Source organism: Azospirillum thiophilum, from assembly GCF_001305595.1.
Classification (GTDB): Bacteria; Pseudomonadota; Alphaproteobacteria; order Azospirillales; family Azospirillaceae; genus Azospirillum; species Azospirillum thiophilum.
Genome location: NZ_CP012403.1, coordinates 445,424 through 469,009, shown reverse-complemented (window position 1 = coordinate 469,009; position 23,586 = coordinate 445,424). Strand labels below are relative to the sequence as shown.

18 protein-coding genes and 2 pseudogenes are annotated in these 23,586 nt (G+C 67.4%); 6 read left to right on the top strand and 14 right to left on the bottom strand.

Annotated elements, in window-relative coordinates:
* Positions 1-48 precede the first annotated feature (48 nt).
* From glmS to AL072_RS21310, 3 genes and pseudogenes are all read left to right on the top strand, one after another.
* The gene (glmS, locus tag AL072_RS21320) at positions 49-1,875 is read left to right on the top strand and encodes a glutamine--fructose-6-phosphate transaminase (isomerizing) (RefSeq protein WP_045584216.1); all 1,827 of its coding nucleotides are present in this window, start codon (positions 49-51) and stop codon (positions 1,873-1,875) included.
* Positions 1,876-2,344: 469 nt separating this feature from the next.
* Positions 2,345-2,572: pseudogene (locus AL072_RS36320) on the top strand (hypothetical protein); the annotation flags it as partial.
* 37 nt (positions 2,573-2,609) lie between these two features.
* Positions 2,610-3,038: a transposase gene (locus AL072_RS21310; RefSeq protein ID WP_045584214.1), complete on the top strand. Its 429-nt coding sequence runs from the start codon at positions 2,610-2,612 to the stop codon at positions 3,036-3,038.
* A 1,222-nt stretch (positions 3,039-4,260) separates the two neighbouring features.
* Here the strand turns inward: AL072_RS21310 and AL072_RS34425 are convergent.
* Entirely contained in the window at positions 4,261-5,691 is a 1,431-nt protein-coding gene (locus AL072_RS34425; RefSeq protein WP_144428326.1) for a hypothetical protein, read from the bottom strand.
* A gap of 799 nt (positions 5,692-6,490) precedes the next feature.
* A pseudogene (locus tag AL072_RS33635) lies at positions 6,491-6,675 on the bottom strand (IS5/IS1182 family transposase); the annotation flags it as partial.
* Positions 6,676-6,685: 10 nt separating this feature from the next.
* Between AL072_RS33635 and AL072_RS21300 the strand changes: the two are divergent.
* Positions 6,686-6,973 (top strand): cupin domain-containing protein, encoded by a 288-nt coding sequence (locus AL072_RS21300; protein ID WP_052710238.1) that lies wholly within the window; start codon positions 6,686-6,688, stop codon positions 6,971-6,973.
* A 59-nt stretch (positions 6,974-7,032) separates the two neighbouring features.
* Positions 7,033-8,553 (top strand): AMP-binding protein, encoded by a 1,521-nt coding sequence (locus AL072_RS21295; RefSeq protein ID WP_045584212.1) that lies wholly within the window; start codon positions 7,033-7,035, stop codon positions 8,551-8,553.
* A 15-nt stretch (positions 8,554-8,568) separates the two neighbouring features.
* On the opposite strand, the gene argE is transcribed toward AL072_RS21295, so the two are convergent.
* The 9 genes from argE to AL072_RS21250 all read right to left on the bottom strand — a co-directional run bounded on the left by argE (position 8,569) and on the right by AL072_RS21250 (position 19,988).
* On the bottom strand, positions 8,569-9,726 hold the full coding sequence (argE, locus tag AL072_RS21290) for an acetylornithine deacetylase (RefSeq protein ID WP_045584211.1): 1,158 nt from the start codon (positions 9,724-9,726) through the stop codon (positions 8,569-8,571).
* Between the two features lie 33 nt (positions 9,727-9,759).
* Positions 9,760-11,157, bottom strand: a complete 1,398-nt coding sequence (locus tag AL072_RS21285; RefSeq protein ID WP_045584210.1) for a formimidoylglutamate deiminase — start codon at positions 11,155-11,157, stop codon at positions 9,760-9,762.
* A gap of 33 nt (positions 11,158-11,190) precedes the next feature.
* A complete protein-coding gene (locus tag AL072_RS21280) occupies positions 11,191-12,150 on the bottom strand; it encodes an agmatinase (RefSeq protein WP_045584209.1) in 960 nt (319 codons plus the stop codon).
* Between the two features lie 64 nt (positions 12,151-12,214).
* Positions 12,215-12,637: a RidA family protein gene (locus AL072_RS21275; RefSeq protein WP_045584633.1), complete on the bottom strand. Its 423-nt coding sequence runs from the start codon at positions 12,635-12,637 to the stop codon at positions 12,215-12,217.
* Between the two features lie 105 nt (positions 12,638-12,742).
* Complete coding sequence (locus AL072_RS21270; protein WP_052710237.1) at positions 12,743-14,890, bottom strand: dipeptide ABC transporter ATP-binding protein; 2,148 nt, start codon at positions 14,888-14,890, stop codon at positions 12,743-12,745.
* Position 14,891: 1 nt separating this feature from the next.
* Positions 14,892-15,764, bottom strand: coding sequence for an ABC transporter permease (locus AL072_RS21265; RefSeq protein WP_082109180.1), 873 nt, complete (start codon positions 15,762-15,764; stop codon positions 14,892-14,894).
* Between the two features lies 1 nt (position 15,765).
* The gene (locus AL072_RS21260) at positions 15,766-16,722 is read right to left on the bottom strand and encodes an ABC transporter permease (RefSeq protein ID WP_045584208.1); all 957 of its coding nucleotides are present in this window, start codon (positions 16,720-16,722) and stop codon (positions 15,766-15,768) included.
* 65 nt (positions 16,723-16,787) lie between these two features.
* Positions 16,788-18,290 (bottom strand): ABC transporter substrate-binding protein, encoded by a 1,503-nt coding sequence (locus tag AL072_RS21255; protein WP_045584207.1) that lies wholly within the window; start codon positions 18,288-18,290, stop codon positions 16,788-16,790.
* Between the two features lie 267 nt (positions 18,291-18,557).
* Complete coding sequence (locus AL072_RS21250) at positions 18,558-19,988, bottom strand: MmgE/PrpD family protein (protein ID WP_045584206.1); 1,431 nt, start codon at positions 19,986-19,988, stop codon at positions 18,558-18,560.
* Positions 19,989-20,172: 184 nt separating this feature from the next.
* Between AL072_RS21250 and AL072_RS21245 the strand changes: the two genes are divergently transcribed.
* Entirely contained in the window at positions 20,173-21,129 is a 957-nt protein-coding gene (locus AL072_RS21245) for a LysR family transcriptional regulator (RefSeq protein WP_045584205.1), read from the top strand.
* 19 nt (positions 21,130-21,148) lie between these two features.
* Here the strand turns inward: AL072_RS21245 and AL072_RS21240 are convergent, their stop codons facing one another.
* The 3 genes from AL072_RS21240 to gtdA are packed head-to-tail and all read right to left on the bottom strand — an operon-like array spanning position 21,149 to position 23,574.
* Positions 21,149-21,838 (bottom strand): fumarylacetoacetate hydrolase family protein, encoded by a 690-nt coding sequence (locus AL072_RS21240; RefSeq protein ID WP_045584204.1) that lies wholly within the window; start codon positions 21,836-21,838, stop codon positions 21,149-21,151.
* A 27-nt stretch (positions 21,839-21,865) separates the two neighbouring features.
* On the bottom strand, positions 21,866-22,504 hold the full coding sequence (gene maiA / locus AL072_RS21235; RefSeq protein WP_045584630.1) for a maleylacetoacetate isomerase: 639 nt from the start codon (positions 22,502-22,504) through the stop codon (positions 21,866-21,868).
* 11 nt (positions 22,505-22,515) lie between these two features.
* Entirely contained in the window at positions 22,516-23,574 is a 1,059-nt protein-coding gene (gene gtdA / locus AL072_RS21230) for a gentisate 1,2-dioxygenase (RefSeq protein WP_045584203.1), read from the bottom strand.
* Between the last annotated feature and the right edge of the window lie 12 nt (positions 23,575-23,586).

Sequence of the window (23,586 nt, the reverse complement as noted above, 5' to 3'; positions counted from 1 at the left end):
CGGTTCGGGTCTCCCTCCGGTCGGCATCTTTTCAGGAGCATCAGGTCCATGTGCGGCATCATCGGCATCAACGGCATCCACGACGCGTCCCCCCGGCTGGTGGAAGGCCTGCGCCGCCTCGAATACCGCGGCTATGACAGCGCCGGCATCGCCACCCTGGTGAATGGCCACATCGAACGCCGCCGCGCCGAAGGCAAGCTGTCGAACCTCGACATGAAGCTGCGCGACCAGCCGCTGTCCGGCACCGTCGGCATCGGCCACACCCGCTGGGCCACCCATGGCGGCCCGACCGAGAACAACGCCCATCCCCATGCCACCAGGCGCGTCGCCGTCGTCCACAACGGCATCATCGAGAATTACCAGGAGCTGAAGGACGAGCTGACCGGCCACGGCTACGTCTTCGAAAGCGCCACCGACACCGAGGTGATCGTCCATCTCGTCACCTATTACCTGGACCGGGAGGGCATGACGCCGGTGCAGGCGTCGGCCGCCGCCTTCAAGCGCTTCACCGGCGCCTTCGCCCTGGTGCTGATCTTCGCCGGCGAGCATGAGCTGATGATCGGCGCCCGCCACGGCACGCCGCTGGCCGTCGGCTATGGCGACGGCGAAATGTATCTGGCGTCGGACGCCTTCGCGCTGGCGCCGCTGACCAACCGCATCTGCTATCTGGAGGATGGCGACTGGGTCGAGGTCAGCCGCACCGCCGCCATCGTTCATGACGCAACCGACGCGGTGGTCGAGCGGCCGGTGAAGACCACGGCGGTCTCCGGCGCCCTGATCGGCAAGGACGGCTACCGCCATTACATGCTCAAGGAAATCTACGAGCAGCCGCAGGTCATCGGCGACACGCTGAACGCCTACATCAACCCGGAGACCGGCACCTTCACCCTGCCGGACTTTCCCTTCGATCTGGCCGGCGCCGCCAAGCTGACCATCGTCGCCTGCGGCACCGCCTATTATGCCGGCTTCGTCGCCAAATACTGGTTCGAGACGCTGGCCCGCATCCCGGTCGAGGTCGACATCGCGTCGGAGTTCCGCTATCGCGAGGCGCCGCTGCCGCCGGGCGGCATTGCGCTGTTCATCTCGCAGTCGGGCGAGACTCTGGATACGCTGGAGGCGCTGCGCTACTGCAAGCGCCAGGGCCAGAAGATCCTGTCGATCGTGAATGCCCCGGAAAGCACCATCGCGCGCGAATCCGATGCCGTGCTCTATACCATGGCCGGCCCGGAGATCGGCGTCGCCTCGACCAAGGCCTTCACGACCCAGCTGACCACGCTCGCCTGCCTTGCCGTCACCGTCGGCCGTGCCCGCGGCGCCATCGACCAGGAGCGGATGCAGCAGATCGCCCATGCCCTGCGCGAGGTGCCGGCCCGTGCCGCCGACGTGCTGGCCCATGACGAGCGGCTGAAGGAGCTGGCGCAGGAGGTGTCGGAAGCCCGCGACGTGCTCTATCTCGGCCGCGGCGCCATGTACCCGCTGGCGCTGGAAGGGGCATTGAAGCTGAAGGAGATCAGCTATATCCACGCGGAGGGCTACGCTGCCGGCGAGTTGAAGCACGGCCCCATCGCGCTGATCGACGACAATGTTCCGGTGATCGTGCTGGTGCCCTCCGACGCCCTGTTCGAGAAGGTGGTGTCGAACGTGCAGGAGGTCTGCGCCCGGTCCGGCAAGGTGCTGCTGCTGGCCGACAAGAAGGGGATCGACAGGTTGAAGGACAAGGTCCGCTGGTCGGTCGAACTGCCGGCCTGCGACCCGCTGGTCGCCCCTCTGCTCTACGCCATTCCGGTGCAGTTGCTGGCCTATCACACGGCTGTGCTGAAGGGAACGGATGTCGACCAGCCGCGGAATTTGGCGAAGAGCGTTACGGTGGAGTAGACGCAAGGAAGTCGGAGCAAATGTTCGCGGAGAATAAAGTTTCATACTGAAGAATAAACCTTCATACCGGATAATAAAATCTCATACCCGGTGACCTTGTACCGTCCGGGGAATCAGCGCATCCTCGAAAGAGGTAGGCGCACCCCGGAGGTGTCATGGCTCGCCGTCGTTACACGTTCAATGAGGACAAGATCGCCCTCTTCCACCAGGAAGGGCGCGGCAAGGGACGCGGCGCCAACTACAAACCGTGGCTCACCGTCCAGGATGCCCCCTCTTCTGGGCGTGTTCATCGTCTACGCGGCTTGAAGATGGGACGGCAGATATCGCTGAGGATTACAAAGAGCGAGGCGGCAGTGATTATCGCCCGGACGCGACCCTCGACTTCGATCAGTTCACGCGGATCATCATCCACTGCATTCTCTACTACAATAATCAGCATCGCCTGCGCGATTAAGACAAATCCGCGCTGATGATCGCCGACGATGTTCCGGCCATTCCAACCGACCTTTGGGAATGGGGAGTCGCCCGGCGCAGCGGCAAGCTCCGCATTTTTCCAGAAGATCAGGTGAAGTTGAGCCTTCTCCCCTCCGATGATCCCGTCGTGACCACTCATGGCATCCGGTTCCATGGCTGTTGCTACACCTGCCCACAAGCCATCGCCGAGCATTGGTTCGAACGCGCCCGCCAACGGGGAACCTGGAAAGTCCGGGTTTCCTATGAACCGAGGCAGATGGATGAAATCCATCTGCACGGGGACACAGGACCTGATCCGGCGCTTTGCCGTTACCGACGCCGCGCGGCACGACGGCGCGCAGTTGCCGGCTCTGCTCAACCCGGACGCCTTCGACAGCCGGGTATGGGCGGACAGCGCCTACCGCTCGAAGGCCACCGAAGAGGCCATCGCGGCGGCGAGCCGCCGCAGCATGGTGCATTTCCGCAAGCAGAAGGGGCGGCCGATGCCTGGGCCGCATCAACGCGCCAACCGTGCCCGTTCCGCGGTACGATCCGCCGTCGAGCATGTGTTCGCCGAACAGAAGCAGCGCATGGCGCTGTTCATCCGCACCATCGGCCTCGGGCGCGCGACGGTGAAGATCGGCATCGCCAACCTCGCCTACAATTTCCGACGCCTGATCTGGCTCGAGGGGCGAACTGCGCCCGTATAGCGCCAAAACCGCCGCATATTTCCGACTTTTTGCACTAAAATCGGGGTTCTGTTCCAGAAATTGCTGGTTTCTCACCGGCTCAACCCCGTTCCGTGGACTTAACCGGCCAGAAAGCCCGGTTTATCGAGGTGTTCAACTGGGAAGCCAAGCCCGCGTAAGAGGCCGACGGTCGGCGCATCGCTGCCGACCGATGCCGAACACAGCGAACCGGCGGCGCGGACGGGTCAAGGCCGAAGCCGCCCGGAGGGCGGAGGCGCGTCCGCGCCCGCCTTGACGCGGAGCACCACCGGTTCAGCTCTCGCTTTTGCGACACCTTCAAGCGTCCCGATATGGCGCTTAATAGTAAGCGATACGGGCAGGCGCTTCTTCTTGTTTTCTATCTGTGAGCAAGATTGAGTGCGAGTACACGGGGGATGGACAGGGTGTTGGAGTTTTTCAACACGGCACTTCTTTGCCATTATGTGTGCACTTCACTTTTGTCGGCCCTTTATCTGGCGGGTATTGCCCACCAACAACCCCCCGGCAGCAGGGGGGGTCTTCGGTGGAGTTGCCGGTGGCCCGGAACCCCAAACATATCCGCCAGTGCCAGGGATCGTCTTCTTCTCCGGCGTCTTCGGCTCGTCCGCGGAAGCAACGTGCCCCACCAGAAGCGCTCCAGCAGCCACACTTGCAATGGTTAACAGCAGTCGCATTTTGATAATCCTTCCTGCTTGATGTGAATGACGGTGCTTTGAGGATGGTGACGTACGGTCGGTCATTAGCTTTGGGAGTCGGTCTAAGATCAATGACGATCTGTCATGCAGTTGGGCGTGGTCTTTTGGGAATTATGCGTCAATAAATGACACAGATAATACAAATGTTGAAGATTATATGAGGGGTAACGCAAATCATATTTCATAGAGCCATGCCACGTTTTAGGTGATGATCGAGATACCTTTTCTGTGAATATCTACGTATGACAATTCATATTCTTCAACTGCAGATGATAACGCAACCCATGGACAGCCTAGGCTTGTTAGCTATGGCCATGGCCTGGGAAACCAACTCGGAGCGAGCGATTGCGAAGCTCCGCATGCGACGCCGCGTGCAGAGCTTCTCGACACACCGCAGTGAATGTGAGCCCAGCGGACTGGCGCAACCGATCGGCTCCCCCATGGGATTGCCGTCCGCGCATCAGAGCGTCGCCATCGGACTTGTCCCCAACAACCAGGGAGTGGACGGGCTAGAAGCGTCGGACCGTACCATGTTGACCATCGGGTCCGACTGCCCCGTTCGGACCTTGGGGACCAGCCGGCCCCGTGGGGCCGCCATTTGTTCCTCCACAAGCCGCATTTCCGGAAGCTCCGTCACCGCCGGGGCCTCCGTCGCCTCCCGGTCCGCCAGGCCCGCCAGGCCCGCCCGCACCGCCACACACCAACCCCTGGCATTGCCGAGGTTGATTTCGCAGGCTCACGTCGGTGCGAACCGATACAGCCGGGTTAGGCTGGCCATAGTCTGGCGTCTGGAGCCGCACTTCGCCAGCGGCGCCGCCAGGGGCACCGGCTTGACCAGGGCGGCCTTGCCCTCCCTGTCCGCCTGGGTTTCCATTGGTCCCGGCATGGCAGCCTTCGATGGGGTTCCAGCTCACTCCCGCACCACGTGCCCCCTTCGGACCTGTATCGCCCTTTGCGCCCGTAGCGCCAACACTGCCCTCTTCGCCGGCGTTTAGGATGGAAAGGCCAATGCCAGTGATGGCGCGCGCGCTGATTGCAATCGGGGCCGCTGATCGGCCGGGGGTGGCGGGCGCCATATCGCGGGGTTCATAGGAAATGATCTGAGGCGAACCTTGGATGGCCAGATTGTGAGCTTTGATTGTCAAGGGCCAGCCATTCGTAATGATCTTGGAATCGCTGGCGAGTGTAACCGACCGGTAGCTGTAGGTCGTTGGAGCGCTCAGCGTGATCGTCCCCGCCAAGGTGATCTGGCCGGACATGCCGCTGCCTTGGCTGACGCAGCGCCCTCGGTTGGTGTTCAGAACGAAGACCGGAGCGTCATCACCGCTGATCTGGCATAGTAGACCGACGCCACCTTGCGGAATTCGGCTGTTTTCTTGAAGCGTCTGTGTACAGGTGGCACCAATGATGCTCAAGTTCTGCACAACCGGTGCGGCGTCCGGCAGTTCACCATTTGCCATCCTCCAGCTTGCATCAAAAACCACGGACGTCTGTGTCTCGGTGGTGCTGCACGACAGTGCCGCATGGTCTTGTGCGAGTGCCATGCACTCAACAAACGCCCGGGCGATGATTGGGTCGACGGCGTACACAATTCGGACAAGAGTACCCTGATAATCGGCGCTGCGCTCGTCATTGCTGCAGTTCTGCGTCTTCCACTGGTCGACTTGGCTTTGACTGAAGTCGCCTGTGAAGGTCAGCGGAACGCCATAGATGGGAACCGCTACTTCGACACCAGCCGCCTGCGCCTCTTGCCGGTTCCGCCAGCTTGATGTGCATTGCAGTATCCGGAGATTATCGCGTGATTTCTCATTTTGGCTGATGGTTTCCTGACGAAAAACAGGATGAGTAAGAAGGTACGGGCAATCTGTAGATTGTGAAAGTGCGGTGAACGCAGGCCCTAAAATTGCCGCTGCCGCAGTTAGCGTCAGGATGCGTTTCATGGCGTCCTCCAAATTCAGGCGCAGGAAATGCTAACTAGGCAACTACGATTTAAAGGAGTCCTCATTTGTTATATATTCTATGTATTAGCTACGTTGGTTAGCAGAGAGGCTTCGGATGGCGCCCACTCCGTTGAGTAGCTTTGGTGAAAGGTAAACGCTACGAGCATACCCTTCTGACTAGCAACGGGATCTGCGCCTGCTTCTGTAACGTCGCACCTTGAAATGTTCTTGGAGATCGAGAATGGCTTTGGCCATTGCAGGCACGGTCGGCCTGGATGACGGCCTTGGTGCTGAACAGTATGGGGTCCAGCGCCTGGAACGAAGCATGCTCTGGCTTTGCCGGGTCGGTCACGCCCTTCCAAAAACACGGCGTCAGCCTGATGCTGGCGAGGAAGCCGAGGGCCCAGAACGTGGGATGCAGCCCTTCGTCATGGTGCGGCGCGAAGCGGGGCCTCTACCGATAGGGGAACTGGGAAAGCGCCTCAGAAAGGTGACTGTGGGATTGACCACGACCTTGCCATCTCCGATGGCTGTCCTTCAACTTGGCAAAGGCACGCAGAAGCTGAACAAGGAGTACCGTTCCAACGGTGTAGTTCCCGCTTCGCAAAACACGGTTGCTTTCGCGACAACACCAGGACGGCTACGGCTGCCCCTTCTTTACAGACTCAAGCGGTGCTCAGCCCATTTTACGTTAACTGTCGAGGGAATTTGGTCCAGAAGTTTATATTTGAATTTCCCATCCCTAATATCTCGAATCTGTCTTTGCGAAAGACCTAACAAACATTTTTTTCCAGCAAGATTTGTTTAACAAGGCGTGGATTTTGGTGGTTCTCCCACATCGGGACCGTCCGATGGCTTGGGCGCGCTCCCCCCCTTGCCGCCGCTTGCCGGACGATGGGCGCGGACCGCCGGGGAGGCGATCATCACCCGGGCCGGTGGGCCACCCGCTACGCTCAAGGCACGGAAGATGTCCTCCCAGCTGCCCTGAACCCCGGTGCGGCCGGGAGTCGAGCGAAAGATCTTCACCGGCGAGGGCGCCACGCTGGCGTTGCACCGCCTGATGCCCGGCCACGAGCCGCGCCCGCACAGCCATGTGCACGAGCAGATCGTCCTGATCCTTGCCGGCACCATCCGCTTCCACGTCAACGGCAAGGACCATCTGGTCGGCCCCAACGGCCTGCCGGCCATCCCGCCGAACGCCGAGCATTGGGGCGATGTGGTGGGCGACGAGCCGGTGCTGAACCTGGACATCTTCACCCCGAAGCGGCCAGAATATTTGTAGGCAAAACGGATGGTGCGTCATCCGGCCTCAGGGACCAGTCCAACAAGGGAACAGTGCCGGTGAACCTCTTCTCCCTCCTCGATCAGGCGGCGGCCCGTCATCCAGACCGCGGGGCGGTGTATCGCGGGACCGAACAGGTCCACAGCTTCGCATCGCTGCGCTCACGCGCCCTGCGCATCGCCGCCGGGCTGCGCGCGGCCGGAAAGCCGGGCGACCGCATCGCCATCGCCAGCGAGAATGTGCCGGAATATGTCGAGCTGTTCTTCGGCATCTGGGCCGCCGGCATGGCGGCGACCCCGGTGAACGCCAAGCTGCACGCCCGCGAGCTGGTGCAGATCCTGGAGGATTCCGGGGCGACGACCATCTTCGTCTCGCCCAAGCTGGCGGCGGGGTTGGAGGCGGTGCTGGCCGGATCGCCGGCGGCCTCCTGCCGCCGCATCGTCATCGGCGGGGCCGACCATGCCGCGCTGGCGGCGGGGGAGGAATGGGCCGGGCCGGTGGACCCCGACCCGGAGGCGCTGGGCTGGCTGTTCTACACCAGCGGCACCACCGGGCGCTCCAAGGGGGCGATGCTGTCCCGCCGCAACCTGCTGGCCATGACCATCGCCCATCTCGCCGACGTCGAGACGGTGGACGAGGACTGCAGCCTGCTGCATGCCGCGCCGATGTCGCACGGCTCCGGCCTCTACATGGCCGCCTACGTCGCCCGCGGCGCCCGGCAGGTGATTCCGGCCTCCTCCGCCTTCGAGCCGGCGGAGTTCCTCGACCTCTGCGACCATCATCCCGGCTGCGGCGCCTTCCTCGCCCCGACCATGGTGCAGCGGCTGCGGCTGGAGGCGGAGCGCAGCGGCCGCCGGCCGGCCAACCTGCGCAGCGTCGTCTATGGCGGCGGGCCGATGTATGTCGAGGAGCTGCGCCGGTCGCTCGCCGTCTTCGGCCCGGTCTTCGTCCAGATCTACGGTCAGGGCGAGGCGCCGATGACCATCACCTGCCTGCGCCGCCGCGATCATGTCGGCGACGACGAGGCGGTGCTGGGATCGGTCGGCTTCGCCCGCAGCGGGGTCGAGGTCGCGGTGGTGGATGCCGACGGCCGGCCGCTGCCCCCCGGCGAGGTCGGCGAGATCGTCTGCCGCGGCGATGTCGTGATGGCCGGCTATTGGCACAATGCGAGGGCGTCGGCCGAGGCCCTGCGCGGCGGCTGGCTCTTCACCGGGGACATGGGCTCCTTCGACGCGCGCGGCTACCTGACGCTGCGCGACCGCTCCAAGGACGTGATCATCAGCGGCGGCACCAACATCTACCCGCGCGAGGTGGAGGAGGTGCTGCTGCGCCATCCCGACGTCGAGGAGGTCTGCGTCACCGGCCAGCCCGACCCGGAATGGGGTGAGATCGTCGTCGCCTTCATCGTCGCCGTCCAGGGACGCGCCATCGCCGCCGCCAGCCTCGACGACCATTGCAACGCCAGCATCGCCCGCTTCAAGCGGCCCAAGCGCTACCTGTTCGTCGAGGCGCTGCCCAAGAACAACTACGGCAAGGTGCTCAAGCGCGAGCTGCGCGAGCGCCTGTCCGCCGGGGCCTGAGCGCCGCCGCCGCCGTCAGGCGTGGTGCAGCAGGCGGGCGAGCAGGGCGTCCAGCATGCGGTCGCAGGCGGCGAGCTGGTCCTCGGTGACGAACTCGTCGGGCTTGTGCGCTTCGCCGATGCTGCCGGGACCGCACACCACGGTCGGCATCGACAGCCGCCGCTGGAACAGCCCGCCCTCCGTCCCGAAGGAGATCTTGCCGGTGCTGTTGCCGCCGGTCAGCGCCTTGACGAAGGCCACCACCTCGGCGTTGCTATCGGTGTCGAGCGCCGGATAGCTCGACAATTCGCTGATCGTCAGCGCCGCGCCGGGGAAATCGGGGCGCAGGCGGCTGACGATGGCATCCGCCTCCGCCTGGATGCTGTCCAGCAGCGGCTCGACCGGGTCCTGCGGCAGATGGCGGATCTCGAAGTCGAGCCGGCAGCGGTTCGGCACGATGTTCAGCGCCTCGCCGCCCTGGATGACCCCGGCATGCACCGTGGTCCACGGCACGTCGTAGCCGCCATCCTGCGCGCCGTCGTCGCGCAGCCGGTCCTGGATGCGGCGCAGCCCGGTCAGGAGGTCGCTCGCCATGTGGATCGCGTTCAGCCCCTGCGGCGCCAGGCTGGAATGGCATTCGACGCCGCGGCAGTCGGCGCGCAGCGCAGTCTTGCCCTTGTGGGCGGTGACCACCTGCATGCCGGTCGGCTCGCCGACGATGCAGAAGCGCGGGCGGACGGGCAGGGCCGCCATCATCTCGATCAGCCGCCGCACGCCGAGGCAGCCGACCTCCTCGTCGTAGGACAGGGCCAGATGCAGGGGCTGCGCCAGCGTCAGCCCGGCGGCGCGGTCGAACAGGGCGAGCGCCGCGGCGATGAAGCCCTTCATGTCGGCGGTGCCCCGGCCGAACAGCTTGCCGTCCCGCCGGATCAGCCGGAAGGGATCGCCGGTCCAGGCCTGCCCCTCGACCGGCACCACGTCGCTGTGCCCCGACAGCAGCACGCCGGGGCGGTCGGCCGGTCCCAGTGTCGCGAACAGGTTGGCCTTGCGCCCGTCCTCGCTCGGCACCAGCCACGTGGCGGCGCCGACCGCCTCCAGCCGCTCCTGAACCCAGCGGATCAGCTCCAGGTTGCTGTCGCGGCTGACGGTGCGGAAGGCAATCAGCCGCTCCAGGATATCGATGGTCGCCGTCATGGGATCCCTATCCTTGCTCGTTCGCTGCATCGCTCAGGCAATGCCCAACCGGTCGACGGCGCGGCGCCAGCCGCCGCGGATCGCGTCGGCATCGACATGCCGGCCGTCCCGCACGACCAGCCTCCCCCCCGCCACCACGTCGCGCACGGCACCGCGGGCGCCGGTGAAGACGTAGGAGTCGAGGAGCGTGTCGTCGCTGCGGCCGTACAGCCGCGGATCGTCCGGATCCAGCACGACCAGATCGGCGCGCTGGCCCATTGCGAGGCCGCCCGCCGGCTCCGGCAGGCCCAGCGCCTGCCCGCCCCCTGCCACTGCCGCGCGGTAGAGCGCCGCCCCGGTCGATGCTCCCGGCTCCCGAGCCAGGAGGTTCCGCCGCCTCTCCGCCAGCCGCTGCCCGAATTCCAGCAGCCGCAGCTCCTCCGCGGCGTCGATGATGACCTGGCTGTCCGACCCGATGCCGAACCGCCCGCCTTGCGCCAGGAAGTCGCGCGCCGGGAACAGCCCATCGCCCAGATCGGCCTCCGTCGTCGGACAGAGCCCCGCGACCGCCCCCGACGCGGCGAGTCCCGCCACCTCGTCCGGCGTGACATGGGTGGCATGGACGAGGCACCAGGACGGCCCCGGCCAGCCGCGGTCGAGCAGCCACTCCACCGGCCGCCGCCCCGACCAGGCGAGGCAGGATTCCACCTCCGCCGTCTGCTCGGCGACATGGATGTGGACCGGCGCCGCCGGGTCGAGTGCCGCCAGCCCGTCGAGCGCTGCCGCCATCGCGTCGGGCGACACCGCGCGCAGCGAATGGAGGGCGAGGCCGGTGCGATGCCCGCCGGGGATGGCGCGGCAGGCCTCGACGATCCGCAGCAGCCGGTCGGGATCGTTGAGGAAGCGCCGCTGCCCCTCGCCGGCCGGCTGCCCGCCGAAGCCGCCCTGGGCATAGAGCACCGGCAGATGGGTCAGCCCGATCCCGGTGGCGCCGGCCGCCGCAAGGATGCGCATCGACATCTCGGCTGGATCGGCATAGGGCTGCCCGCCGGCATTGTGGTGGAGGTAATGGAACTCAGCCACCGAGGTGTAGCCGCGCTCCAGCATCTCGGCATAGGCCATCGCCGCCACCGCCTGGAGCCCGTCGGGATCGATGCGGCGGACGAAGCCGTACATCACCTCCCGCCAGGTCCAGAAGCTGTCCTCCGCCGGCCCGGCCCGCTCGGTCAGCCCGGCCATCGCCCGCTGGAAGGCGTGGCTGTGCAGGTTGGGCATGCCGGGGACGACCGGCCCGGCGGCGCGTTCGACGCCGTCGGGCGGTGCGTCCAGCCCAGCCTCCACCCAGGCGATCAGCCCCTGCGCGTCGAAGCGCAGCAGCACGCCCGAGGCCCAGCCGCCGGCCAGCAGCGCCCGGTCGCAGTACAGCCGGTCGAGCCGGCGCGCGGCGGTCATGGCTCCGTCCTCCCTATCGCCCGATGCGCTTCGTCACTTGGCGTCGAAATAGCCGGCCTGGATGGTCTTGCCGATCAGGTTGCAGATGATGCGGCCGGCGGTGATGGCGGTGATGCCGTTGAGATCCTTCTTCGGCGTGATCTCGACGATGTCCATGCCGACGACGCGACCCTTCGCCACCAGCCCGTGGATCAGCGTGCGGATCTGCGGATAGGTGACGCCGCCCGGCGCCGGACCGTTGACCGCCGGCATGATGGTCGGGTCCATGCCGTCGGCGTCGATGGTCAGGTAATAGCGGCCGCCGTCGGGAATGCGGTCAAGCACCGCCTTCATGCCGATGTCCTGCAACTCCACGTCGGGGACCAGCACCGCGCCGTAGGCCAGCGCCGCTTCCACCTCTTCCGGCCGGGCGCTGCCGGCCGACCGCAGGCCGATCTGGAAGATCTGGCCGATATGGTCCATTTCCGCCGCCCGGCGGATCGGGCTGGAATAGCCGTTGCGGGCGCCGTTCACGTCGTCGCGCCAGTCCAGATGGGCGTCGATGTGGACCAGCGTGATCGGCCCCTGGTCGTCATAGGCGCGCAGCACCGGGATCGGGATGCCGTGGTCGCCGCCGATGACGATCGGCAGCATGCCCTTGGCCAGCATCCGGCGCACCACCGCCTCGGCGTTGCGGTAATGCAGGTCGAGGTCGCGGGGATCGGCCTTCACGTCGCCGCAATCCACCACCTTGATGTCCTTGCCGCCCAGCAGCGGGCCGCCGATGTCGAAGTCCCAGCGCTCCAGCTTGCGCAGCGCCCGCTCGGTGTAGCGGCGCACCCAGGTCGGGGCGTTGGTCTGGTCGTTGGTCACCTCGTCGATCGAATAGGGATCGCCGTAGGGAATGCCCAGGATGCCGATATGGCCGTCGAGCTGGTCGAGGTCGGTACAGATGGGGAAGTCGAGGAAGCTCTGCAGCTCGCGGCGCGGCGCGTTGGTCAGGCTGTTGCTCATGGTGGCCGGTTCTTCTTGTCGGTTGGCGGGGCAGGTGGCGAAGGCCGCTTCAGGCGGCGCCGCTTCAGGTGGCGTCCGGGATGACCGCGATCGCATCGACCTCGACCACCCATTCCGGGCGGGCGAGCGCGCTGATCACGAGGCCGGTCGACACCGGATGGACGCCCTTCAGCCACTTGCCGATGGTGCGGTAGACCGGCTCGCGATAGCGCGGGTCGGTGATGTAGACGGTGATCTTGCAGATGTGCTCCAACTGCGAGCCGGCCTCTTCCAGCAGCATCTTGATGTTGGACATCGCCTGCTCGGTCTGGCCGGCGGCATCGCCGATGGCGACGCTTTCGCTGGTGTCGAGATTCTGGCCGATCTGGCCGCGCACGAAGACCATGGTGCCGCGGGCGACGACGGTCTGGCACAGGTCGTTGTCCAGCGTCTGCTCGGGATAGGTCTTCTTGGTGTTGAACTGGCGGATGCGGGTGTGGACGGTCATGGCGGATGCCCTGGCTTGGTTGGCGGTTGGATCGAAAGGCAAGGGAAAGGCGTCCGGCGCCTCCATTCGGGAGCGCCGTCAGGCAAGGCGTTCGGAAAGGACCGGTCAGCCGGGCGTGGCGTCCGCGCCGGCAAGCTCCGGAAAGACCGCGGCGCGTTCGGCCAGCGTCGCCAGCGGGATGTGGCAGGCGATGCGGTGGCCGTCGGCCGTCTCATGGACCGGCGGGGACTGCTCGTCGCAGACCGCCCCCAGCTTGCGCGGGCAGCGGGCGGCGAAGGCGCATCCCCGCCCGCCGGGGGCGGCGACGGCATCCTCCAGCAGGATGCGCGGCGCCTCCGGCCCGTCCCCGGCCAGCCGCGGCACGGCGGACAGCAGTGCCTCGGTATAGGGGTGGTAGGGCGGGCGGAGCACGCGGCCGATCGGCCCCTCCTCGCAGATGGTGCCGCCATAGACGACCAGCACGCGGTCGGCGATGTGCGACACCACGGCGATGTCATGGGTGATGAAGAGATAGGACAATCCCATCTCGTCGCGCAGCTCGGCCAGCAGGTTCAGGATGTTGGCCTGCACCGACACGTCGAGCGCCGACACCGCCTCGTCGCAGACGACGAAGTCGGGATCGGTGGCGAGCGCGCGGGCGATGTTGACGCGCTGGCGCTCGCCGCCGCTCAGCTCGTGCGGGTAGCGGTCGGCATAGGCCGCCGGCAGCCCGACGCGGGTCAGCAGGCCGGCGACGGTCTTCCGCCGCTCCTCCGCATCTTCGCGGCCGGCCAGCACCAGCGGCCGGTCCATCGCCGCCCCCACGGTCTTGCGCGGGTTCAGCGAGGCGGCCGAATTCTGGAAGACCAGCTGGGCCCGGCGGCGCAGATCCTGGTTGCCGCTTTTCACCTGCTCCGTGAGGTCGGCGCCGTCGAACAGCACGGCTCCGGCCGTGGGTTCGGTCAGCGCCAGCAGGGCGCGGCCGATGGTGCTCTTGCCGCTGCCGCTCTCGCCGACCACGCCGACGACCTCGCCGCGGCCGATGGTGAAGGACACGTCGTCCACCGCCACGGTGCCGGCCCGGCGCAGCCAGGGCAGGATGGAGCGGCTGGCGCCGTAGATCTTGCGCAGATGGTCGACCTCGACCAGCGGGGCGGAGTGCGTCGCCGTCGGCGTCCTTGCCGTGGGCCGGCGGGATACCCCGGCCTCCTCGTCCGGCCAGGGCGTGCCGGCCAGGGCGCCGGCCTTCCAGCAGCGCACGCCATCCTCGCTGCCGTCGCCATTCGTCAGCATCGCCTGCGGCTGGCTGCGGCAGGTCTCCTCGGCGAAGGGGCAGCGCGGGGCGAAGACGCAGGCGGCGGGCGCCCCGGTCAGCTTGGCCACGGTGCCGGGGATGGAGGGCAGCCGGTGGCGCCGGTCGGCGGTGATGCGCGGCAGGGCGGCGACCAGCCCCTTGGCATAGGGATGGGCCGGGCGGGACAGCACGCGGCCGGTCCGCCCCGTCTCCACCACCACCCCGCCATAGAGGACGGTGACGGTTTCGCAGATGCGGTTGACGATGCCGAGATTGTGCGAGACGAACAGCGCGCTCAGCTTGTGGCTGTCGCACAGCTTGGCCAGCAGCTCGATGATGCGGGCCTCGACCGTCACGTCCAGCGCGGTGGTCGGCTCGTCGAGGATCAGCAGCTTCGGCTCGCAGCCCAGCGCTGTGGCGATCAGCGCCCGCTGCTGCATGCCGCCCGACAGCTCGTGCGGGTAGGCGGCGGCGACGCGGCGGGGATCGCGGATGCCGACCTCGGCCAGCAACTCCTCGACCCGGACGGCGGCCTGCCGCGGGGAGAACCCCTTGTGCTGGATCAGCGGCTCGGCGATCTGGCGGCCGACGGTCAGCGCCGGGTTCAGCGAGGTGAAGGGATCCTGGAACACGGCGGCGATGCGGTCGCCGCGCAGCGCCCGCCGCCCGGACGGCGGCAGCTTGCGCAGGTCGGTGCCGTCGAACAGGATCTCCCCGGACTCGACCCGACCGCCGCCGCCCAGCAGATCGAGGATCGCCATGGCGATGGTGCTCTTGCCCGATCCGGATTCGCCGACCAGCCCCATCACCTCGCCGGGGCGGATGGCGAAGCTGACGTCGCTGGCGGCGCGCAGCGTGCCGCGGGCGTTGCCGTAGCTGATGGTCAGGCCGCGCACATCCAGCAGCGGCGCCGGTTCGGGCAGGGTGACCGGGGGGATCGCCGGGGAAAGCGCCGGGCGCGCTTGCGGAGCGGTCATCATCTCAGTGCGCTCCCGTGTTGCGGGGGTCGAGCAGGGCGCGCAGCCCGTCGCCCAGCAGGTTGATGCCGATCACCGCGGTGGCGAGCGCGAAGCCGGGGCACAGCGCGATCCACGGCGCCTGTTCCACGAAGGGCCGCGCCTCGCTGATCATCAGGCCCCAGTCCGACGAGGGCGGCTGCGCCCCCATGCCGATGAAGCTGAGCGCCGCGCCGAGCAGGATGGCGAAGACCACGCGCAGGCTGGCCTCGACCGCCAGCGGCGGCCAGATGTTCGGCAGGATCTCATGGAACAGGATGTAGGCGGCGCTCTCGCCCCGCAGGCGGGCTGCGGTGATGAACTCCTCCTGCATCAGCTCCAGCGTGATGGCGCGGGTCAGGCGGACCACCTGCGGCACATAGACGATGCCGATGGCGGCGATGGCCTTCCACTGGGCCGGCGGGGTGACGGCCAGCACCAGGATGCCCAGCAGGATCGGCGGGAAGGACATCAGCACGTCCATGGCGCGCATGATCGCCTCGCCGACGCGCCCGCCCTTGTAGCCGGCGACCAGCCCCAGCGGCACGCCGGCCAGCAGGCTCAGCGCCGTGGCGGCGACGCCCATCACCAGCGAGCTGCCGGTGCCGACCAGGGTGCGGCTGAACACGTCGCGGCCGAACTCGTCGGTGCCGAACCAGAAATCGGCGCCTGGCGGCTGCAGCCGGCTCATGATGTTCATTTCATCGTAGGGGTAGGGGGCGAGCCAGGATCCGGCGACGGCGGCCACCACCAGCGGGGCCAGCAGCAGGATGCCGACGACGAGCGAGACCGGCAGGTCCGGCAGGCGTGCCAGGAGGCCGCGGGGCGGCGCCGATTGGACGGGAGTCGCGTCGGTCATCTCAGGAGGCCCTCATGCCGTGGCGGATCTTCGGGTTCACGAAGGCGTAGAGCAGGTCGGCGGTCAGGTTGGCGAGGCAGTAGGCGGCGGACACGATCAGGATGGTCGCCTGGATCAGCGGCAGGTCGTGGCGCTGGATGGCGAACAGCAGCAGCCGGCCCATGCCGGGATAGGAGAAGATCGTCTCGATCACCACGACGCCGCCCAGGATCAGGCCGAAATCGATGGCCAGCACGGTGATGGTCGGCAAAAGCGCGTTCTTCAGCGCATGGCGCAGGATCACCACCGATTCCGGCATGCCCTTGGCACGGGCGAACTTCACGTAGTTGGTCTGCAGCACGTCGATCATGCTGGAGCGGGTCAGCCGGGCGATGCGCGCCAGCAGCATCAGCACCAGCGTGACCACCGGCAGCACCAGATGCGACGCCCAGGGCAGGAAACCTTCGGCGATCGGGGTATAACCGCCGGTCGGCAGCAGCTTCAGCCAGCTGCCGAACACCAGCACCAGCAGGATGGCCCAGAAGAAGTCGGGCAGCGCGATGCCGAGATAGGAGACGCCGGAAACCAGCTGGTCGGCCAGCTTGCCGCGCTGCACCGCCGCCAGCACGCCGAGCGCGATGCCGACCACAGCCACCACCACCAACGCGACCACGGCCAGCACCAGCGAGCGGGCCAGCGCCTCCATCAGGATCGGGGCGATGGGCTGTTCCAGCACCAGCGAGCGGCCGAGGTCGCCCTGCAGGATGCCGGCGGCCCAGCGTCCGTACTGGACGATCAGCGGCTGGTCGAGCCCCAGCTTGACCGAGATGGCGTCGACCACCTCCTTGGAGGCGAACTGCCCGGCGATCATCGAGGCGACGTCGCCCGGCATCGCCTGCGTCACCAGGAAGACCAGGACCGACATGACGGCCAGGACCAGCGCCAGATAGACGAGACGGGTCAGCGTGTAGGCAAGCATGGCAGCATCCCCGGCGGGTAGAGGGGGGACCGGCCGCGCACACCGCGGCCGGTCCCCGGTTGGCCTCAGTCGACCGACACGTTGCGCAGGTCGAGGAACATCATCGGGTGCGAATGGAACCCGTGGACCTTGGCGCTCATGCCGTTGATGTGGTTGATGACGTAGGGGATGACGCCCGGCGAATCCTCCACCGCCAGCGCCTGGATCTGGGTGTAGAGCGACTTCGCCTCGTCCTCGCTCTTGGCCTGGCGGGCGCCGTCCAGCAGCGTGTCCATCTTCGGGTTGGAATAGCTCCACAGCGCGGTGTTCCACGACCCGCGCGAGTGGTACCAGGGATAGACCGAGGTATCGATGGTCGGGCGGCTGAAGAAGCCGTCGATGTAGAAGCCGGCCTTGCCTTCGATGTCCTTCAGGAAGACGTCGAACGGCACGCGCTGGACGTTGACTGTGATGCCGGCCGGCTTCAGCAGCTCGCGCACCGCAAGGCCGAGCCGTTCGCGGGTGGCGCGGCCGGCCGGGGTGTGCAGCGTGACCTCGAAGCCGTTGGGATAGCCCGCCTCGGCCAGCAGCTTCTTCGCGCCGGCTGGGTCGCCCTTGGCGATCTTCAGATCCTTGTTGTAGTAGGGGTGGCTCGGCGGGATCGGCGAGTGGGTCGGCGTGCCGTTGCCGAACAGCGCGATCTGGGTGATCGCCTGCTTGTCGAGCGCCATCGCCACGGCCTTGCGCACGCGCGGGTCGTCGAACGGCTTCACCGCGTTGTTCATGATGACGCCGTCCCAGGTCGATGTCGGGACGGAATCGACCTTCAGCTTGGGGTCGGCCTTGACCTTGTCGATGGCCTCCAGCGGCAGGTTCCACACCAGATCAAGCTCGCCGGTGGTCAGCGCCGCCACCTGGGCCGCCGATTCCGGCAGGATGCGCACGATCACCTCGTCCAGCTTCGGCAGGCCCGGCTCGAAATAAGCCGGGTTGCGCTTCAGGACGATGCGGTCGCCGGGGGCGAAGGACACGAACTCGAACGGGCCGGTGCCGACCGGCTTGGAGGCCAGCGTGTCGACGGCGTCGCGCGGCACGATGCGGGCCTGACGCTCGCCGAACAGCTCGGCGAAGCCGGCATAGGGGCTCTTCAGCTGGAACTGGACGGTCAGCGGGTCCAGCGCCTTCATCGACTCCACGATCTCGAAATTGACCCGGGCGGTGGAGCCGGTCGCTTTGTCCTGGATGCGGGCGATGGTGGCGACGACGTCCTCGGCCTCCAGTTCGCGGCCGTTGTGGAACTTCACGCCCTTGCGGAGATAAAAGGTCCAGGTCTTCAGGTCGTCGCTGCGCTCCCAACGTTCGGCCAGGTCGGGCTTCACCGTCATGTCATGGCTGATGATCGTCAGCCCGTTGAAGATCAGGTAGGCGGCGACATACTCCTGGCCGCCCTTCATCTTGGCGGGATCCAGCGTGTTCAGGTTGGAATCCACCGACACCTTGAGCGTGCCCGCGGCCTGGACCGACATCGCCGTCCCGGACAGGAGGATCGCCGAGAGCACGGCCCGCGCCACCAAACGTCGCATCATCATGAAAGCCTCTCTGTTTGCCGGTCCTTGCGGCGGACCTTGGTTTCCACTTGTCCGAAACGGTCGCACATGGCCGCCGCCCGTGGAAAGGGCTGCGGCAGGACGGCGAACGGGCGGCATGCCGCCTAAATTTCATGCATACCGCGGATGCGAACATATTTTGTGCAGCGCACCGCCGCTGAAATCGCTGGTTTTCCTGTGTTTTTCCCGAATGGTTCGACAGCCCCGCTTGCTGAAAAAGCGGGCCGCTGCCGGCTCGCCGGCTGCCCATCATGACCGATATTCATCGACATCATGAGCCACGGCCATGGTTGGGCTCGGGTCGAGCAGGCCCGGGAGGCCGGACAATGTCTCCAGCCGCCGCAAGCTCCGGTGGAGACGCTCCGCCCCCTCCGGCCCGACCGCGCGGCCGGCGCAGGTCAGGAACTTTGCCGCAAGTTCCGCCGCCGACAGCGGGCGGGCCACCGTGCCGCGGGCCGAGGCGCAGAAGCGGTCGATGCGCTCGCCCGTCACCGTCTCGACGTGGATCTCCGCCCCTTCCGGCGCGAGGCGGGCACGGTCGGCATCGGCGGTCCAGCCGGGATCGGCGGTCATGGAAACCCGCTCCATCGCCTCGCGCAGCGCCGGGTCGGCGAGCGTCGCGTCGTCGAGATGCTCCAGCCCCAGGGTGCCGTACAGCATCGCGCAGGCGACGGCGAAGGGCAGGCTGAAGCGGGCCTCCCCCGGCGTCGCCGGGCGGTCGTAGGTCAGGTTGGCCACCACCACCGGGGGAACGCGGCAGTGGACGGCGCGGATGTTGCCGGCAGCGAGGCCCCGCTCCACCATCAGGTCGCGCACCGCGTCGATGGCGGCATGGGCCGACAGGCAGACCGGATAGAGCTTGGTGTCGATGCCGGGATCGAGCAGGCGCCAGCGCCGGCCGAGCCCATCCAGCGCCGCCGGATCGAAGCGGCCGGCTGCCACCAGCCGGGCGAAGCCGCGCGGATCCTCCACCACCCCATGCGGCACAGTCAGTCCCCTTGCGGCCAGCCGGGCGGCGCGCACCCCGTTCGCCGCCGCCTGTGCCGCGAGCAGCGGCTTGGCCCCGGTGCCGAAGCAGGCGCGCATCCCGCCGGTCCCGCACAGCGCGAAGGCGATGGCGTCGGCCGCCGTCCGCCCGTCCAGCCCGAACGCCCTGGCGCCGGCCGCCGCTGCGCCGACGGTTCCGAACAGCGCGGTGGTCCACCAGCCGGCATGATAGACCCCGTTACCGACCGCCTCCGCCAGCGCATATTGCGCCTCCGCCCCGGCCACCACGGCGGTGAGCAGGTCCCTTCCCGTACCGTCTGTCATCTCGACCATTGCCAGCGCCACCGGGACCACGATGGCGGAGCCGTGGACGAAGCCGGCATAGCTGTTGTCGTCGAAATCCAGCGCATGGGCGGCGGCGACATTGGCGAAGGCGGCGCCCTCCGGGCACAGCCGCCCTCCGGCCAGCAGCTGCGAAGCTCCGGCAGCGTAAATTTCACGCGCCTCGTCCGCGGCCAGCCGGGCGGCCTCCGTACCGGCTCCAGCCAGCGCCACGCCCAGTGTGTCGACGATGCAGTCCAACGCGACCGCTGCGACCGGCTCCGGAATGTCGCTTCGCCGCAAGCCCGCCAGCCAATCGCCGATCCGTCGGGCGGCGGCGGGGAGGGGGGCATCGTCGGGAATCAGGGTCATCGCGGGCGCTCCGGCAGGGTTTGCAGACAGCCTGCGAGGCTGCCGTGGAATCCGCCACCCGGTCAGAGGAACAAATTTATCTCATGGTCGGTATGACCACCATTCATAAAGGCGGTCCGCATAAGATAGTATGCAGTCCGCCGTCCGACCCGCCAGCCGCCGCCAGCCCACATATCGGAGCGCCATGCATCACCGAGACTTCGACCTGGGATCCCTGGAAGTGTTCGTCGCCGTGGCCGAGCTGGGCAGCATGACCCGCGCCGCCGGCCGGCTCGGGCTGACCCAGTCGGCGGTATCGCATGTCGTCCGTCAACTGGAAACCGCCTTCTCCACCCAGCTGCTCGACCGCAGCATCCGGCCGATGGCGCTGACCGCCGCCGGCCAGCGGCTCTGGCATTGGAGCAACCGCATCCTGACCGACGCGCGGCAATTGCCGGCGGCCATCGGCGGGGCCGACGCGCCCTTCATGCCGGAATTGCGGATCGGCTGCATCGACACGCTGGCGGCGCCCTTCATCCCGCGGCTGCTGCAGCGGCTGCGCGACAATGTGCCGTCCTTCAGCATCGCGTCGGGCCTGTGCGGGCAATTGCGCGAGCAGTTCCTCGCCCGCCGCCTCGACGTGCTGTTCACCAACGACAGCTTCGACGACATGGACCAGGTCGACAGCCAGCGCCTGCTGATCGAGCCCTTCGTGCTGCTGCTGCCGCGCAGCTGCCCGGAAATCGCCGACGAGGCGGCGTTGCGCGCCCTGTCGCGCACGCTGCCGCTGATCCGCAGCACGACCGACAGCGCGCTCGGCCGGCTGGTGGACCAGCATCTGCGCCGGCTGGGGATGGAGGTGCCGCGCAGCTTCGCCTTCGACGCCACCGATACCGTGATGGCGATGGTGGCCGAGGAGATGGGATGGAGCCTGCTGCCGCCGACCGCCCTGGTGAAGAGCCGCCAGCATCTCAGCCACATGCGGGTGATGCCGCTGCCGACCTCCGGATTCCGCCGCTCCATCCATGTGGTGACGCGGAGGGGCGAGCTGGGATCGCTGCCCGCCGGCATCCACAAGGCCGGGCGGGCGGTGATCCAGCAGGGCTACTTCACCGACGTCTTCGCCAATTCGCCCTGGCTGAAGCCGCTGATCGGCCGCTGACCGGGGCCATGCACCGGCCTCACCCGACGGTCAGGGCGATGCCGCCGAGACCGGCGATCGAGCCTTCGATCCGGTCGCCCGGCCCGACCGGGCCGACGCCTTCCGGCGTCCCGGTATAGATCAGGTCGCCCGGCTGCAGATGGTAGAGGGTGGAGAGATGGGCGATCAGCTCGGGCACCGACCAGATCAGCAGGCCGAGGTCGCTCGACTGCCGGGTTTCGCCATTCACCCGCAATTCCAGCGGTCCGGCGGCCGGGTGGCCGCAATCGGCGACCGGGACGATCTCCGACAGCACGGCCGACTCCTCGAAATCCTTGCCGATGTCCCAGGGCCGCTGCTTGGCGCGGGCGGCGAGCTGCAGGTCGCGCCGGGTCATGTCGAGGCCGCAGGCATAGCCGTACACGGCATCAAGGGCATCCTCCCGGGCGATGCGGAAGGCCGGCTTCCCGATGGCGACCACCAGCTCCATCTCGTAATGATAGTTCCCGGTCGAGGGCGGATAGGCGACGGTGGCGCCCGACGGCACATAGGTGCCGGGCGACTTGGTGAAGTAGAAGGGCGCCTCGCGGTCGACCTGCACGCCCATCTCGCGGGCATGGGCCTCGTAGTTGCGGCCGACGCAGAAGATGCGGTTGATCGGAAACCGGGCGTCGGTGCCGCGGACCGGGGCGGCGGGGCGCGGTGCCGGATCGAAGACGTAGCTGGTCAAGTCGGTTCTTCCTTCAATGAGGTGGGATCACTCGGCATCGGGCTGGCGGCCCGGCTCGGCGGCCTGGAAGGCCGGCAGGGAGCGCGCCGCCGCGGCGATGCGGCGGATCGTCGGATAGTCGTCGAGCGGGCAGTTCATCCGCTCGGCGTTGAAGACCTGCGGGACGAGGCAGATGTCGGCCAGCGTCGGTTCGTCGCCGAAGCAGAGGGTGCCGGGCCGCGGGGCCGCCGCCAGCATCGCCTCCAGCCCGTGGAAGCCTTCCGCCACCCAATGGGCGTACCAGCCGTTGCGGGCATCCTCGTCCTGGCCGAGCGCGTCGCGCAGGTGGTTCAGGATGCGCAGGTTGTTGACCGGGTGGATGTCGCAGGCGACCGCCAGCGCCACCGACCGCACCCAGGCTCGGTCGAACGGGTTGCCCGGCAGCAGCGGCGGCGTCGGGTGCGTCTCGTCCAGATACTCGATGATGGCGAGCGACTGGGTCAGCGTCCGCCCGTCCTCCACCAGTGCCGGCACCAGCCCCATCGGATTGACCGCGAGATAGCCGGGCGAGGACTGCTCCTTCCGACGCAGGTGGACGAAGTGCTGTTCCGCCGTCAGCCCCTTCAGGGCCAGCGCGATCCGCAGCCGGTAGGCGGCGGACGAGCGGAAATAGCCGTAGACCTCCATCGGCATCCGTCTCACTCCTTCACTCGGTTGCCGCGGTCTTCGCGCCACAGGCCGAGCTTCTGCTGGGCGATGCGGTCGGAATAGCTGAAGATCACCGCATCCTCGCCGGCATGGTGCGTCACCCATTTCCAGCTCGGAGCCACGAACACGTCCTTCGGTCCCCAGGCGAAGGGCTGGCCGTCGATCGTCGTGGTGCCGTGCCCCTCGACCACCGCGAAGATGGTGGCGTCGGTGCTGCGGTAGGCGCTGGTGGCGAAATCCTTCGGCAGCAGCTGCATGAAGGCCGACATGGTCGGCATCGGCGAGCCGCCGTCCACCGGGTTGACGAAGCGCATCTTCAGCCCGTGGCACGGGTCCCACTCCTGCTGCCGGCGCATCGCCTCCAGCGCCTCGCGGGTGCGGGCATAGGGATAGTTGAAGATGGGGGAGGAGGGCTGCGCCGCCTCGTAATCGACCGGCAGCATGTTGGCGCCGAACCGCGCCAGCGAATGGCCGACCGGCCGGGTCACCGGCTGCTCGTCGTCCGGGTAGGATTCGGCGAAGGAGGCGTCGTAGAAGGAGACGGTCGGGATGTCGAGCCCGTCGAGCCAGATCATCGGCCGGTCGCTGTGGTTGCCGTGGTCGTGCCAGGCGCGCGGCGGGGTGATGACGAAGTCGCCGACCTCCATGATGGTGCGCTCGCCATCCACCGAGGTGTGGGCGCCGGCCCCGTCCAGCACGAAGCGGACCGCCGACTGGCTGTGGCGGTGGGCCGGCGCGACCTCGCCGGGCAATACCAATTGAAGCCCGGCATAGAGCGAGGTGGTGATGCGGTTCTGGCCCGGCATGCCGGGATTCTCCAGCATCAGCACCCGGCGCTCGGCCTCCTTGGCGGTGATGAGGGAGCCCGCCTCCAGCAGCAGCTCCTTCATCTCGGCGAAGGCCCACAGATGCGGCACGCAGGCGCTGCGCGGCTCGCGGGTGATGATGGCGCTCATCACCGACCACAGCGGGTTCAGGTTGCGTTTGCTGATCTTGTCGTAATAGGCCTGCCGTTCGGCCGTCTCGGCGGGCGGTCCGGAAATGGACATGGGACGATCCTT